The following is a 13,344-nucleotide window of genomic DNA, read 5'->3' as shown; positions in this document are numbered from 1 at the left end:
ACAAAAGATGTGCAATGAAGAGCGAAACAAATTAATTAAAACTATCACACTTATCTCGGTGGCAACCGGTATTGTAGGCATTTCTTTAGGGTCGATTGCAGCCAGTTTCCATATACCTTTATGGATTCCTCTAGCTTTATCTATATTTGTATTGGCAGGCGCTGCAGAGTTTACCTTCATTGGTTTGATTGCATCAGGTGCCAATCCAATCTTTGCTGCATTGACCGGTATATTAATTAATTTAAGGCATTTCCCTTTTGGCCTATCAGTTGCTACTTTTATTGAAAAAAATACTTATCAATTTTTTGCCTGCCATATTATGAATGATGAGAGTGTCATGTTCGGCCTCAGCCAAGAAAATACTCATTCAAAAAAGTGGGCCTACTGGATGTGTGGTTTAGGCATCAGCATGCTTTGGCCGCTTGGTGTATTTATCGGTTATCTGCTTAGCAAAAATATTCCAGATATCTATATTTTTGGTATTGATGCAGCATTCCCAGCCATTCTTTTTGCCTTAATCCTACCAATGCTCAAGAATAAAACCACACGAAATCGAGTATTTCTGGGTACATCACTTTCCTTGGCCTCTATTCCCTTACTTCCAACAGGTCTTCCTGTTTTGGTGTCTATGTTTGGTTTAATAATAGGACGAAAAACAAAATGAAATATAGTGAAAGTTATATATTTATAGCGATTATAATTCTTGCATTAGGTACCTATCTGATTCGTTATTCTGGGTTCTATTTAGCCAGTCGCATTACATTTAAAGAATCTCATCAACAGCTCTTTGCAGACTCTGCTTGTGTGCTTCTGTTTAGCTTAGCGTTATTCAATACACTATTTACTGAAGATCATTTTAGTGGCATGAGTAAATTAGTCGGAGTTTTAGTTGCAGTCGTATTTGCATGGAAAAAGTATTCTTTTATCATAGTCATTATGATTGCAATGACCGTTACAGGTATGTTGAGGTATATAGGCTTTGCATAAACAAAAAAAGCTCTTTATTCCAATAAAGAGCTTTTAAGGTTCTTATAAAATCAGCTGGATTTTATAAGAGTTAAACTAGAAAAATTATAATGGTGTATGATTCTGGCTTTCCGAATTAATATCTAAAACTGTTTTTTCATGTCGGGCACTTGCTGCGGCTTCGGCAGCTGCTAGCTGAGCAGTATGAATCTGTTCTTTACGTAAATGCTCAATGTCTTGGCGAAGGCGTTTAATCTCCCAATTGCGTTGAAATACGCGGAATACTTGCACACCAAGAAGCAAACCTGCAATGATTCCCAAGCATAGGGTCAATAATAGCAAAAGTCCCAAACGCATAGCCGGTACTTGTGTAAATAACAAGTCAACTGAAAGTTCGGTTCCATTTTGCAGTACGAGTGCAAGTGCATAACCAAATACAATAATTAATAAGGCGACTAAGAGATAACGCATAAACACCCCACATGATTAAGTTTATTTATTGGCAGATTCGTTTACTGCGTCACGGAGTGCTTTACCCGGTTTAAAATGTGGTACGGCTTTCGCTGCAACTTCTACCGCTTTACCAGTTTTAGGATTACGGCCAACACGTGGTTCACGATGGTGCAATGCGAAACTACCAAATCCGCGTATTTCAATACGATTGTCTGTAGACAGCGCTTCAATCATCTGATCAATCATGATTTTTACGGCCTCTTCAACAAGAGGTTCAGCCAAATGCGGGTTTTTCAGTGCAATTCGCTCTATTAAATCGGATTTATTAAGTGCTTCAGTAGTCATCTATGACCTCTTAAGTTATCAAGCTACTCTAACTCTTGCAGATAATAACCTGTTTAAATACAAAACGGTAGCGCAGTACACTAATACTACGCTACCGTTTACAGTATTTGTATAAAAAGTACTAAGTAGTTACACTACTATGTCCTTTTTTACATATTACTTCATTTGAGCCTTGATCAAGTCACCAATCGTCTTAGGACCATTGTCTTGATTAGTTGAAGTCTGACGCAGGTTAGCTACAGCTTCTTTCTCTTCAGCTTCATCTTTCGCTTTGATAGACAGGTTGATAGAGCGAGATTTACGATCAACATTGATGATCTTCGCTTCAACTTCCTGACCAACTTCAAGGAATTTAGTTGCATCTTCAACGCGATCACGGTTGATTTCAGAAGCTTTCAGAGTAGCTTCAACTTCGTCAGCCAACTTCACAGTTGCGCCACGAGCATCAACAGCAGTTACAGTACCTTTAACCAAAGCACCACGTTCGTTAGCAGCAAGGAAATCATTGAACGGATCGCTGTTTAATTGCTTGATACCTAGGCTGATACGATTGCCTTCAGCATCTACAGACAGGATAACGGCTTCAACAGTATCACCTTTCTTGTAACGACGGATTGCTTCTTCGCCCTGTTCGTTCCAAGAGATGTCAGATAGGTGAACCAGACCATCAATACCACCTGGCAAACCGATAAAGATACCAAAGTCAGTAATTGACTTGATTGTACCTGAAACCTTTTCACCTTTGTCGTGGTTCTTAGCAAACTCTTCCCATGGATTAGCACGAGTTTGTTTAATACCCAGAGAGATACGACGACGTTCTTCGTCCACTTCAAGAACCATAACGTCAACTTCGTCACCGATCTGAACAACTTTAGATGGGTGGATGTTCTTGTTAGTATGGTCCATTTCTGAAACGTGTACCAAACCTTCAACGCCTTCAGCAATCTCAGCGAAACAGCCGTAGTCAGTCAGGTTAGTTACACGAGCTTTAACGATAGAACCTTTAGGATAACGGTTCATGATCGCCATCCATGGATCTTCACCAAGCTGTTTAAGGCCTAGAGATACACGGTTACGCTCACGGTCAAACTTAAGCACTTTAACAGTAACTTCTTGACCTACTTCAACCACTTCTGATGGGTGCTTGATGCGTTTCCAAGCCATATCAGTGATGTGTAGAAGACCATCAATACCGCCCAGGTCAACGAATGCGCCGTAGTCAGTAAGATTTTTGATCGTACCAGTAACTGTTTGACCTTCTTCAAGCTGAGCAAGAAGAGCTTCACGGTCAGCTGAAGATTCAGCTTCCATTACTGCACGACGAGATACCACAACATTATTGCGTTTAGCATCAAGTTTGATTACTTTAAATTCTAACTCTTTGCCTTCAAGGTGAGTTGTATCACGGATCGGACGAGTGTCTACCAGAGAACCCGGCAGGAACGCACGAACTGGACCGATATCAACTGTGAAACCGCCTTTAACTTTACCAGAGATAACACCAGTAACGATTTCGCCGTCTTCAAAGATTTTTTCAAGTTTAGTCCAAGTTTCAGCACGTTTTGCTTTTTCACGTGATAAAACTGTTTGGCCCATACCGTTGTCAAGAGCTTCAACAACAACGTCTACAGTATCACCAACTTGAACTTCAAGTTCACGCTGGTCATTTAAAAATTCAGCACGGTCAACAACGCCTTCAGATTTAAGGCCAGTGTCAACAGTAATCCAGTCAGCATCGATGCTTACTACAACACCTTGGATGACTGCACCCTTTTCAACGTTAAGGTTTAATTCGCTTTCTTCAAAGAGGGCTGCAAAAGATTCGGTCATGATATACCTGATAAAGTCAACGGTCTTGGATCAGACAAGGCCGGTTTAGTTAAACATCCACATAGTCCATAAGAACTGATCAAGCTATGCTTCTGTTGATATTCTTTAATGCGCTAATCGGGCATCGACATAGTCGACCATCAACTTAAACACTTGATCTATGCTCAAATTTGAGCTATCAATAATATAAGCATCTGGTGCAGGCTTAAGAGGAGCAACTTCACGTTCCATATCTCTTTTGTCGCGCGCCTGTATATTAGCTAAAATGTCGCTTATTTTAACATCCAGCCCCATACCCTGCAACTGTTTTACGCGGCGCTCTGCACGCGACTCGGCAGATGCAGTCAGATAGATTTTCGCCTGCGCTTCAGGAAAGATAGTTGTAGCCATATCCCTACCATCTGCAACTAGGCCAGGCTGCTGTGCAAAATCACGCTGCCGTGTAAACAGGGCTGCGCGCAGTTCTGGCACAGCAGCTACTTTTGAGGCATATTCTCCAACCCGTTCAGTACGAATAGTCTGAGTAACATCTTCATCATCCAAATAGATTTTCGTGCCCTGATCAGTGCTTTTAAAGCGTATATTCAACTGTGCAGCAATATCTGCACAGACAGCCAGGTTGCTTTCCAATTCTTCAAACAGGTCACGTTTATGTAATGACAGCCCTAAAAGGCGATATAAGGCTCCCGAATCAAGTAAATGATAACCATAATATTCGGCGAGCTTCGCTGCTAATGTCCCCTTTCCTGAACCACTTGGACCATCGATAGTAATAATTTGAACTGTCATTAATTTTCCATCAAGAAACTGATTTTGCTAACTTTGAGAGACCTAGTGTAATCGCACCTTTAAGCTGTGCAAGTATTAATTTACTGACAAACGGTGCCTTTGCCTGCAATTCAATCCGGTAGCGCACTAAAGTTTTATCTCCTGCCAGCTCTTCAAACTCAATTCGGCCTAAATGATGTCGGATTAAAGGATTTTTAATAATCTTATATTCAATACGCTTATTTTCTTCAAGCAGTATAATCTCTTCTTGCAGAGGTTTGACTGGTCCATATCCCATACGGCGAACTGATCCGACCCCGTCCGGACGCTGCGGATCAGCTGAGTCTTTACTACGCACGACCTGTATAGGTGCAAATGCTGTATTATATGTTGAATGCTTGGAGAGCAATTCAAAGACTTCGGATACAGGCGCATTAAACTGTTTTTTTACTTCAATATAATCCATTTTCTTTCCTGTGTTTTTTATTGAAAATTGATAATTTGGAGAGTTCTGAAACCATGATAGTATCTATTTTATGGAGATTAGTTCAGGGTCTACTCTGCTGACGCTTCTGTTCACGTCGCATTCTAAAGAAATCACTTAGCTGTTGTGAACACTGTTCTTGTAAACAGCCTGATTCAAATTGAAATAGATGATTATAATAACCACTCTCTAATAAGCGGCGCGCACTGACGAGCGACCCGGCTTTAGGCTCAGTAGCTCCAAAAACCACTCTCTGCACCCGTGCGTGGATTAATGCTCCTACACACATTGTACAAGGCTCAAGAGTGACATATAAAGTAGTATCATCTGGCAGTCGATAATTTTGTGTTAATTGACAAGCCTCTCGAAGGGCCTGTATTTCTGCATGAGCTGTTGGGTCATGCTTGAAAATTGGCTGATTATGTCCTACACCAATAATCTGGTTATTACTTACAATTACCGCACCTACCGGAACTTCCCCTTTTGACGCTGCAAGTGCAGCCTGCTCATAGGCAAGCTGCATCCAGTAATGATCATCGAATTCATGTTGCTGCATATATCAGTCAATCACCTGATATTGTTTAAGTAGTCTGTTCCAGCTTTCATTTGTGGTTACTGGTGGTTGATCACCCAAGATACTGCGCAGACTTAAATCGGCACTTTGTTTCCACTCAGGTGACAAATCTTTATCCACCAGTCGTGCACGTACTCCTTCAACAAAATCAGGATGGCGGATTTTCCAGTTGGAAATTTGAAGTTCAAGCTCAAATACTTCGTTCCAAGAATGAACCTGACGCCCCCATTGCCATAACAGCCAAGTAAGTGCCGCTGTGGCAGGCGAGCCCTTTTGCAGATTTTCGCTTGCCTGACGCAACCAGTCACTACGAGCATCACTTAAACCAATAATAGCCTGATAGTCCTGTTCAAAATTTATACCCCGGCAGACACTATGAATCACATCAAGTGAATTCTGTAATGGGCCTGGGGCCACCGGTCGGTGCAGGCTGTTTAAGGTATCATCAATCGCACGGAAACTTCCTGCAGGATAATGATTCCAATCAATACTGATGACTTTTTGTAATACTACATCACGCTGTGCATCACAGATATGGGTTGCCCAACCGATGCCATAAGCGCCAGCAGAGGTCATAATTGAACCCGTCAGACCGGTAAATAAACCTATCGGACCCCGATCTGCCAAGAAACGGCTTGCACCGACATCAGGGTATAAACCAATATTAATCTCAGGCATAGCTAACCGCGAATAGGGAGTGACCAGCCGGAACGGTGCTGCCATAAACAAGCCCAGCCCACCTCCCATAACATAACCTTCTCCCCAGACCAGAATTGGTTTGGCATAATTATGAATGAGTAAATCCAGTGCGTATTCCTGTTCAAAAAACCGGTTCGCTGTATCTACTTCATGATTAATGACTAATTGACGTAGTTTACGAACATCTCCACCTGCACAAAAGGCTTTTGGTGTTGTTGAATCTAACCAGATAGCCTTGACCTGATCATCATGCTGAAAATCTTCAAAAGCCTTCAGTAATGCAGAAACGATAGATTCATCCAGAGCATGCAAGGATTTCGGACGATTTAAACGTACTATACGCCAGCCATTATCCGCGGCTTCAACGACCAAGTCAGGATGATAAGAATTTAGTGAGGGAGAATTTGTCATGCGTCCAGCTGCCAGTCTATAGGCTCAATGCCATGTTGTGTTAAATAATTATTTGTTTTGGAGAATACTTTACAACCGAAGAAACCACCACGGTTGGCTGCCAAAGGAGAAGGGTGAGCAGCTTTCAAGACCAAATGTCTGTCTTGATTAATTCGCTGTCCTTTACGCTGTGCATATGCACCCCATAAAATAAAGACAACATGTTCCCGCTGTTCATTTACCACATCAATCACATAATCGGTAAAATCTTCCCAGCCCTGCTTTTGATGAGAAGTTGGCTGGCCTGCCTCAACAGTCAATACGCTATTTAGCAGTAATACACCTTGCTTTGCCCATTTGGTCAGATCACCATGGTGAGGCTCAGGCACACCCAGATCAGTATGCAGTTCATGAAAAATATTACGTAATGATGGCGGTAAACCTACACCACGATGTACAGAAAAGCTCAACCCGTTGGCCTGATTAGGCCCATGATAAGGATCCTGCCCCAAAATTACGACCTTAACCTGGTCAAGTGGAGTCATATTTAATGCCTTAAATATTTCCGGGTTTGGGGGATAAATTGTTTTTTGAGCTTTCTTTTCTTCTCGCAAGAAGTTACGCAAGTGTTCCATCTTGGCACCCAGCAAAAAATCTGCCAAGGCATATTTCCAACTTTCGTCTAACTGAACCTTATTCAATTTTTCATCTTGCTGCTCAGTTAACTGCATGCCTTTTTCCTTAAAGTCTTATCCAAAATAAAATATCCGAAGTTTTAAAGCTTGACCTGCAGCTCAACTCCAGGATTTTCAAATTTTAAACCCTGTTTCAATCTTTCATACATGGTCGGATCGGCCCATTCTTGCTGAACCTGTTCAGAAAATTCGATGTGTTCAAGCTGTAATAAACCCATTTGCTTATTTTCTATATCTTCCTGAAAACTCTGTGCATAGCCTGTATCTGTTTCATGCACAATTACCGAGTAAACCTCAACATCACCTTCCCCGTTCTGGGTAACGGTTGAATTTAGAACCTGCTGGGCTAGAAAGAAGAAAACACGCGAAAACTGTTCAGCAGAGGGTGAAACAGGCAGAGCTATCCAGCGCGCACTAAATTTTTTGCACGCTGCAATATATTCCTGGTCATCATTTTGCCAAAAACAGATGGCATGGTCAAAACTGTCGAAAAGATCTTTAATCACCCCTTTTAACAGGCCGAAGTCATAGACCATCTGTCCATGATCCAACCGGTTAGCCTTGAGTAACAATTCAACCTTGTAGCTATGGCCATGAATCGAACGCTTACAGCGATCCGAGGTGCAATTTCGCACGATATGGGCGTTTTCAAACTTAAATAACTTACGAATTAACATGCGCCGAATAGGTAATTGACTGCAAATATTTTTAATTATAAAGCAAAAGTAAAGTAGTTCGCAGCTATTTTTATAACTGCTCACAATTCATGCAGTCTAAAATGGGGCAAGACTTCGAAAATATACATAGATCCGGTTTTCATCGCGTTTAAAGTATGTTGTGAACTGCCGTTTACGTTCTGAGAGCCGTACTTCAATTTCAGCTTTAAAAAAAGCTGACTTTATATCCAGCAATGGATTTACTTGTGCTTTGTTCGTAGCACTTATCTGATCGAATGGCTCAAGTACCCACAAATCGCCTATAGCATTAAAGTATTCCATATTACTTTGCTTACGCTGCAAAGCATCTGTGACAGCATTCAGATCAAGCTTCTCATCCATACTGGCAAGAACCAAAGCAGGTGCTGTATTGATATTAATTTTGGTCTCTGCTGGTAATGCACTTACATAAGGCGCTATCAATTGGTATTTTTTTCCTTCGAACCCTCTTACCTGCTTCAGCTCTTCAATACTAAAAAACCGGGTATTGGGAGTAAGATGAGGTTGATTCAAACCTTGATAATAACTGCTTTCTGCGCCCATAGCACCTATAGTCAGATCGTCTGGGTCCTGCCAGTCAATCACTGCCTGGCTTAGTTCGGCAGGCAGACCAACACGGATCAGCAAGCGCTCAAACCAGGCCTGAGCATCCGGATTAACCGTACCATCTGCCTTAACCAAATTATTTAAATTAAACTTTCCGCTTTCATCTTTTAAACGACCTGAAATATAACCGTCTTCTACGGGAAAGGCGGGCATAGGCTGTGCCCAAATTTCCTGTAAATGATCAATATCTCCAGCATTTTCTTTGTCTTGTTGCAGGATTTCAGAGAAAAATGCTTCAGCACTTTTTGCATAGAGTAAAGATTGGTCCTGTCGCATCAGGTAAGCGGTATTATCTGCTGTCTGACTTTGCCGCTTGGCAATAGTGGCAGCCACAATGGTTGCCAAGGCAACCATCATCAGAATAGTAATAAGTGCTATACCCTGTTGCTGCCGCATAGTAATCCCCAGTTTTTTACTTTTAAGATGGATTTATTGTTTTTCTTTTAAATCACCTGTATTTAAAAGGCTGTAAATCCATTCGTATTCAGTTCCATTTATAGTCAGATTGATTTTAAAACCGCGCGGTAGAATTTTAAGCTGTTCTGATTGGGAAGCAGGGTCTAATACGCCTTCAGGCCATCTGTTTAGTTCAGCAGGATTTAAGACGCTAATCCGGTATTGCTCGACCTGATCAAGAAGCACACTTGACTGGGGCTGAATAGCGGTTGGAGTATTCAGGTTTTGATATTTTAACCGGTACAGTTTCTGGTCTGCACTACTGTATTGATATTCGATCCGCTCATAAGGCCCCAGCCCCTGGCCCAAAGGATCAGTTACACCAGCTTTACTAAAAATAAAATGCTGATCGTTTAATTCAAGTGCAGGACGCAACTCTCCTCCATTATTTGCAGTTAATGGAATCAGCTGCAGGCTGTCACGTAAGATTTGCTGATAAGCTTCCTGTAACCGGGCAAGATTTTGCTCATGTATACTATTTCGTTCTTTTACTTTGATCAGATAATTAAAGACCTTCCAACCCAGCGCAGAGAGTGCTGCAAAAATCGCAATCGCGACCAACAGCTCCACCAGAGTAAAACCCCGTTTATATTTCATGAAGTATTTTCTTTGAGTGGATGATTAAAAAACACCAAGGTCGCAATTCCATTTTCAACCTTACCCTGCTCTGTATTAAACAGACTAATTTGTACTTCAATACGCTGTACATTTGGACTGATGGTGGAAGCTGCCTGTTTGTCAATTTGCCAGGTTTCACCTTGAGATGTTACCTGTTTAGACTCTGTTCCCTGTAGCCACGCCTGATTCATTTCCATGAGAGCAATTTCATTCATACCCACAAATTGCGCTTTTGTCCTTAAAATTGCATTTGAGGTGGCTTGTGTATATTGCATGGCTACTTTTGTCAGGGCAACTGCTGCTGTCGCAAAAATTGCTAGCGCAACCATAACTTCAAGTAATGTAAAGCCTTTAGGTTTCACTAATTTTACCTAAATAATCAATTTCGATTTCATGGCCTACCGGCCTTTGCTCCAGATAGAACTGGATGCGTACAGGCCTCACTTCTCCATTTCCCAGCCAGATCAGTTTAGGTGCTCGGCTTCCTAATAACTCTTCATTACTGGCGTTTTGAAAATCATGATCGAGAGGCTGAATACTAAAGCTGACATTTGGGGGCAAATGTCGGGAAGGAAACTCACTATATTTCTGCCATTTTTCTGGTGCAGGAGCTAAAAACCCAGTAGTAGTTTTCATATCAGCCGTAGCTTGATATTCGAGCAAGTTATAAACAAAAGTATTTACATCAGTAGCTGAGCGCGTTTCAAGTGCGAGTATACGTGCCTGGTCATTGGCTTCCCGGTTGATTTTCTGCAGGTCCAGTAAAAAAACTTCCCTAGCCTGCATTGCTTTGCGCTGATCAATACCATCCAAATTCATTATAACAAGAGATGTCGTAATACCAATGATCACAATGACCACCATCAGTTCGATTAAGGTAAAACCATAATGAGCAGATGAAGATGAACGGATCATTAGATTATTCCATATCAGGCATATTGTTCATTAACCTGCTTGGGCAGTGCCAAAGCCTGATCAATATAGGCCACTCTTAAAGTATCACGCGACCCCAGATAACGCTGATAAAAACTTGAATTTAAAATTGCTGCCGCGCCATGTGTTAGTGACCAGATCGAAGCCAGATAGTCACGCACTGTCATGATACTGCCGATGGATTCCAAATAGTTTTCGGTCATGCGTATAATAATACGCATTCGCTGTTTACGGATCTGATAGAGCTCACTAAAAAGATGGTGGATTCCCTGTCCGGTAATCGAAAGCCGCTCTTCAATCTGATGAAAAAGTACGGTACGTTCCGGATGATGCAGATGATGCAACATGAAAAAAGCCAAGTGTTCAGGAAAAGATTTTTCGCTATCCTGAATCATTTCCAGCAACATCCGCTCATTGCGAATAATAAGCAGAATATACAACTCATCCTTACTTTGAAAATGCTTGTATAGAGTACCCTTGGCTAAATCGAGTTCTGCCGCCAGTGCATCAAGTGTCATGCCTGACTCACCATTTTCCAACAGGAGTTGCTCTGCCACTTGAAATATTAATGCTTCTCTTGCCCGAAACTGGGCCTGACGATCCATCTTCACCCGATTACTCTCTTTTTGCTTTTCAATGTGTATTTACTTTGAATTAAGGAGGTTTTCAAAATTTTGTGTTGTTATGAAAGCAATCTCCTCAAGCGGTTTATCATATACATCACTTAAGGCTTTGGCTACATATGGAACATATTTTGGTTCATTAGATTTACCTCGATAAGGTACTGGCGCCAGATATGGGCTATCCGTTTCAATCAAAATACGGTCAAGTGGAACCTGTTTAGCAACATCTCGCAAATCCTGAGCATTTTTAAAAGATACAATACCCGAGAAAGAAATATAGTAACCACAATCCAAGACTGCCTTGGCAGTTTCCCAATCTTCTGTAAAACAGTGCAGAATTCCATGTTCAGAACCTTCGGCACGAATAATATCAACCGTATCATGCTTGGCCGAGCGAGTATGTACAACTACTGGCTTTTTTACTATTTTTGAAGCCTGAATATGACGGGCAAAACATTCTTTTTGTTCAGCAATAAAATCCGTACTGTGAAAATAGTCGAGACCGGTTTCACCAAGCGCCCACGCTTTTTCTGCCTGGGCTAGCTTAACCAGATATTCAGTCGTAGCACGCGCCATAACTGTGGCATCTTCACAAGGATGCACACCTACACTATAGCCCAACTCGGGATGACGGGTGGCAATTCGCGAAAGCTCAATGTGGTCATCCAGATTTACCGAGATACTCATCATTTTTGATACCCCTGCATCTTTTGCCGCCTGAATGGCCAGATCAATATCACCATCATAAGGCGACAGGTCCAGCAGGGTTAAATGACAATGAGTATCTACAAACACAATTTTTTCCTATAACAACCAGTGAGCTTAAAAATCGACAGTTTTAGACGGTATAACCCGGACGATCTGAAGTCAGGCTACCGGCAAGCAGCTTTTCAGCTTCACTTCTATAATAAATTCCTTTCTCGCCACTTAGCTGGATTCCGAAACCTTGAGGTCGAATTCCATTCTGTTTGCGGGAAATCCAGATGACTTTACCAGTCAAGGGTACTTTCTGAGCTTGTCCAGGCAAAGTAGCTAGCACAAAAACCTCTTCACCCATTTTTACTGGCTGTTGTGATGGAATAAACAGGCCACCACCCTGAACAAAACCCATATAACTGGCCTGCAAGGTTGCCCGGTCAGGTATATTCACCTGAATAATACCGCCCATACGTGGTTGCATCGACTTTCCCCTTAAGTCTTAAACATTCATCAGCCTGATGAACAGTTGATCCAGAACCAAGTTAACCTGTACATTCTGCTCAGTAAGCTGCTTGGATTTTTGCAGATCTGAATAGATTTCGAATAAAACATCAAGCGAATAATGTTCAGCAACTGGCTTCAGGTTAAGATCAAAATTCTTCAGGTTTTGATTTAGCTTGACACAAATCAGATCACACAACAAGTATTCAAACATAGTGATAAATTCAGGAAATGTCAGCTCTTTATGCCATTTTGACGCAAAGAATACCGGCATATTTTTTTGAGCTACCAGTTTTTCCCAATCCTTAAGAAATTCCTGGCGCTTCGGCAACCATGCAGAATCAGCCAACTCTAATGCCTGTAAAGGCATATCACTAGACAGATTCATTAAAAGCTGCAAATTTTGCTGGTTCAGGTCAGACAAGTTGGGACGGATATACTGTTCTGCCTGTTCAGTACTGATTCGATCCAGTGCATAGTGCTGCAGTCGACTGCGAATAGTTGCCGGTAACTTTAAATAATGATCAGCCAGTAAAATAATGACAATGCGCTCCCCCGGTTCTTCCAAAGTTTTAAGCAATGCATTTGCCGCAGCAATATTGAGTGCTTCAGCTGGCTCAATCATTATAACGCGCCAGCCCTCACCGGTTTGCTGTACGAAAGGCTGTAAATCACGTATTTTTTCAATGCGAATTTTAGCATTTTGTTTTTTATTTTCTTCATCGGTCGAAATATGTACATAGTTGGGATGTGTATCTGATTTTAACCACTGGCAACTACTACATTCCCCACACGGTCCTTGAGCTTGTTTATTTTGGCAAAGTATCCAGGCGAGAAAATGCCGGCTAAAAGCTTCTTTACCACAGCCGGATTTGCCGTAAAACAGTAGCCCATGACCGATGTCAGGAAAACGCCGTGTCAGTGTTTCCCATACTGGTTGCTGCCAAGGATAAATCCGGGATTGCTCAAGAACATTTTCCATATTACT

19 protein-coding genes are annotated in these 13,344 nt (G+C 41.7%); 2 read left to right on the top strand and 17 right to left on the bottom strand.

What is annotated here, in order from left to right:
• The first annotated feature begins 7 nt into the window (after positions 1–7).
• Together ABZP31_RS05580 and ABZP31_RS05575 are read left to right on the top strand one after the other, a co-directional pair.
• The gene (locus ABZP31_RS05580) at positions 8–664 is read left to right on the top strand and encodes an AzlC family ABC transporter permease (protein WP_005405474.1); all 657 of its coding nucleotides are present in this window, start codon (positions 8–10) and stop codon (positions 662–664) included.
• Positions 661–987 carry an AzlD domain-containing protein gene (locus ABZP31_RS05575; RefSeq protein WP_005025594.1) on the top strand — a complete coding sequence of 109 codons (327 nt, stop codon included), beginning with the start codon at positions 661–663 and terminating at the stop codon, positions 985–987. Before ABZP31_RS05580 ends, ABZP31_RS05575 begins: the two co-directional genes overlap by 4 nt.
• Positions 988–1,071: 84 nt before the next feature.
• Here ABZP31_RS05575 and ABZP31_RS05570 read toward each other — a convergent pair whose 3' ends face one another.
• The 17 genes from ABZP31_RS05570 to ABZP31_RS05490 form a co-directional block, all read right to left on the bottom strand.
• Positions 1,072–1,437, bottom strand: a complete 366-nt coding sequence (locus tag ABZP31_RS05570; protein WP_248134259.1) for a lipopolysaccharide assembly protein LapA domain-containing protein — start codon at positions 1,435–1,437, stop codon at positions 1,072–1,074.
• Positions 1,438–1,458: 21 nt separating this feature from the next.
• Positions 1,459–1,764, bottom strand: coding sequence for an integration host factor subunit beta (locus ABZP31_RS05565; protein ID WP_005014686.1), 306 nt, complete (start codon positions 1,762–1,764; stop codon positions 1,459–1,461).
• Positions 1,765–1,920: 156 nt separating this feature from the next.
• The gene (rpsA, locus tag ABZP31_RS05560; protein WP_005014687.1) at positions 1,921–3,594 is read right to left on the bottom strand and encodes a 30S ribosomal protein S1; all 1,674 of its coding nucleotides are present in this window, start codon (positions 3,592–3,594) and stop codon (positions 1,921–1,923) included.
• Positions 3,595–3,699: 105 nt separating this feature from the next.
• Entirely contained in the window at positions 3,700–4,383 is a 684-nt protein-coding gene (cmk, locus tag ABZP31_RS05555; RefSeq protein ID WP_005014688.1) for a (d)CMP kinase, read from the bottom strand.
• 10 nt (positions 4,384–4,393) lie between these two features.
• Positions 4,394–4,828, bottom strand: coding sequence for an SRPBCC family protein (locus ABZP31_RS05550; RefSeq protein ID WP_248134261.1), 435 nt, complete (start codon positions 4,826–4,828; stop codon positions 4,394–4,396).
• An 82-nt stretch (positions 4,829–4,910) separates the two neighbouring features.
• Positions 4,911–5,402: a tRNA adenosine(34) deaminase TadA gene (gene tadA, locus ABZP31_RS05545; RefSeq protein ID WP_248134263.1), complete on the bottom strand. Its 492-nt coding sequence runs from the start codon at positions 5,400–5,402 to the stop codon at positions 4,911–4,913.
• 3 nt (positions 5,403–5,405) lie between these two features.
• Positions 5,406–6,530 (bottom strand): enoyl-CoA hydratase/isomerase family protein, encoded by a 1,125-nt coding sequence (locus tag ABZP31_RS05540; RefSeq protein WP_111280930.1) that lies wholly within the window; start codon positions 6,528–6,530, stop codon positions 5,406–5,408.
• The gene (gene ung, locus ABZP31_RS05535; RefSeq protein WP_101162151.1) at positions 6,527–7,240 is read right to left on the bottom strand and encodes a uracil-DNA glycosylase; all 714 of its coding nucleotides are present in this window, start codon (positions 7,238–7,240) and stop codon (positions 6,527–6,529) included. Before ung ends, ABZP31_RS05540 begins: the two co-directional genes overlap by 4 nt.
• 44 nt (positions 7,241–7,284) lie before the next feature.
• Complete coding sequence (locus ABZP31_RS05530) at positions 7,285–7,881, bottom strand: 6-carboxytetrahydropterin synthase (protein WP_101162150.1); 597 nt, start codon at positions 7,879–7,881, stop codon at positions 7,285–7,287.
• A 96-nt stretch (positions 7,882–7,977) separates the two neighbouring features.
• Positions 7,978–8,922, bottom strand: coding sequence for a type II secretion system minor pseudopilin GspK (gene gspK / locus ABZP31_RS05525; RefSeq protein WP_248134266.1), 945 nt, complete (start codon positions 8,920–8,922; stop codon positions 7,978–7,980).
• Between the two features lie 33 nt (positions 8,923–8,955).
• Positions 8,956–9,579: a type II secretion system minor pseudopilin GspJ gene (gene gspJ, locus ABZP31_RS05520; RefSeq protein WP_248134268.1), complete on the bottom strand. Its 624-nt coding sequence runs from the start codon at positions 9,577–9,579 to the stop codon at positions 8,956–8,958.
• Positions 9,576–9,962: a type II secretion system minor pseudopilin GspI gene (gspI, locus tag ABZP31_RS05515; RefSeq protein ID WP_005025576.1), complete on the bottom strand. Its 387-nt coding sequence runs from the start codon at positions 9,960–9,962 to the stop codon at positions 9,576–9,578. The genes gspJ and gspI overlap by 4 nt, the downstream gene beginning before the upstream one ends.
• A complete protein-coding gene (locus ABZP31_RS05510; protein WP_101162146.1) occupies positions 9,952–10,515 on the bottom strand; it encodes a prepilin-type N-terminal cleavage/methylation domain-containing protein in 564 nt (187 codons plus the stop codon). The genes gspI and ABZP31_RS05510 overlap by 11 nt, the downstream gene beginning before the upstream one ends.
• A gap of 14 nt (positions 10,516–10,529) precedes the next feature.
• Complete coding sequence (locus ABZP31_RS05505) at positions 10,530–11,138, bottom strand: TetR/AcrR family transcriptional regulator (RefSeq protein ID WP_101162145.1); 609 nt, start codon at positions 11,136–11,138, stop codon at positions 10,530–10,532.
• 39 nt (positions 11,139–11,177) lie between these two features.
• Positions 11,178–11,951, bottom strand: coding sequence for a TatD family hydrolase (locus ABZP31_RS05500; RefSeq protein WP_248134270.1), 774 nt, complete (start codon positions 11,949–11,951; stop codon positions 11,178–11,180).
• Positions 11,952–11,994: 43 nt separating this feature from the next.
• The gene (locus ABZP31_RS05495) at positions 11,995–12,336 is read right to left on the bottom strand and encodes a PilZ domain-containing protein (protein WP_005014707.1); all 342 of its coding nucleotides are present in this window, start codon (positions 12,334–12,336) and stop codon (positions 11,995–11,997) included.
• Between the two features lie 18 nt (positions 12,337–12,354).
• Positions 12,355–13,338 (bottom strand): DNA polymerase III subunit delta' C-terminal domain-containing protein, encoded by a 984-nt coding sequence (locus ABZP31_RS05490; protein WP_248134272.1) that lies wholly within the window; start codon positions 13,336–13,338, stop codon positions 12,355–12,357.
• Positions 13,339–13,344 lie beyond the last annotated feature (6 nt).

The sequence above is a fragment of the Acinetobacter sp. FL genome, from assembly GCF_040744925.1.
Taxonomy (GTDB): Bacteria; Pseudomonadota; Gammaproteobacteria; order Pseudomonadales; family Moraxellaceae; genus Acinetobacter; species Acinetobacter radioresistens.
Note: the sequence above shows the minus strand (reverse complement) of the source record. Positions and strands in the feature narration are given on the sequence as shown.

Coding starts and splice junctions, on each gene's coding strand:
- ABZP31_RS05505 (WP_101162145.1), bottom strand. CDS start 11,138: ATGGATCGTCAGGCCCAGTTTCGGGCAAGAGAAGCATTAATATTTCAA.
- tadA (WP_248134263.1), bottom strand. CDS start 5,402: ATGCAGCAACATGAATTCGATGATCATTACTGGATGCAGCTTGCCTAT.
- ung (WP_101162151.1), bottom strand. CDS start 7,240: ATGCAGTTAACTGAGCAGCAAGATGAAAAATTGAATAAGGTTCAGTTA.
- ABZP31_RS05570 (WP_248134259.1), bottom strand. CDS start 1,437: ATGCGTTATCTCTTAGTCGCCTTATTAATTATTGTATTTGGTTATGCA.
- ABZP31_RS05510 (WP_101162146.1), bottom strand. CDS start 10,515: ATGATCCGTTCATCTTCATCTGCTCATTATGGTTTTACCTTAATCGAA.
- ABZP31_RS05550 (WP_248134261.1), bottom strand. CDS start 4,828: ATGGATTATATTGAAGTAAAAAAACAGTTTAATGCGCCTGTATCCGAA.
- ABZP31_RS05540 (WP_111280930.1), bottom strand. CDS start 6,530: ATGACAAATTCTCCCTCACTAAATTCTTATCATCCTGACTTGGTCGTT.
- ABZP31_RS05495 (WP_005014707.1), bottom strand. CDS start 12,336: ATGCAACCACGTATGGGCGGTATTATTCAGGTGAATATACCTGACCGG.
- gspK (WP_248134266.1), bottom strand. CDS start 8,922: ATGCGGCAGCAACAGGGTATAGCACTTATTACTATTCTGATGATGGTT.
- ABZP31_RS05490 (WP_248134272.1), bottom strand. CDS start 13,338: ATGGAAAATGTTCTTGAGCAATCCCGGATTTATCCTTGGCAGCAACCA.
- cmk (WP_005014688.1), bottom strand. CDS start 4,383: ATGACAGTTCAAATTATTACTATCGATGGTCCAAGTGGTTCAGGAAAG.
- rpsA (WP_005014687.1), bottom strand. CDS start 3,594: ATGACCGAATCTTTTGCAGCCCTCTTTGAAGAAAGCGAATTAAACCTT.
- ABZP31_RS05580 (WP_005405474.1), top strand. CDS start 8: ATGTGCAATGAAGAGCGAAACAAATTAATTAAAACTATCACACTTATC.
- ABZP31_RS05565 (WP_005014686.1), bottom strand. CDS start 1,764: ATGACTACTGAAGCACTTAATAAATCCGATTTAATAGAGCGAATTGCA.
- ABZP31_RS05575 (WP_005025594.1), top strand. CDS start 661: ATGAAATATAGTGAAAGTTATATATTTATAGCGATTATAATTCTTGCA.
- ABZP31_RS05530 (WP_101162150.1), bottom strand. CDS start 7,881: ATGTTAATTCGTAAGTTATTTAAGTTTGAAAACGCCCATATCGTGCGA.
- gspJ (WP_248134268.1), bottom strand. CDS start 9,579: ATGAAATATAAACGGGGTTTTACTCTGGTGGAGCTGTTGGTCGCGATT.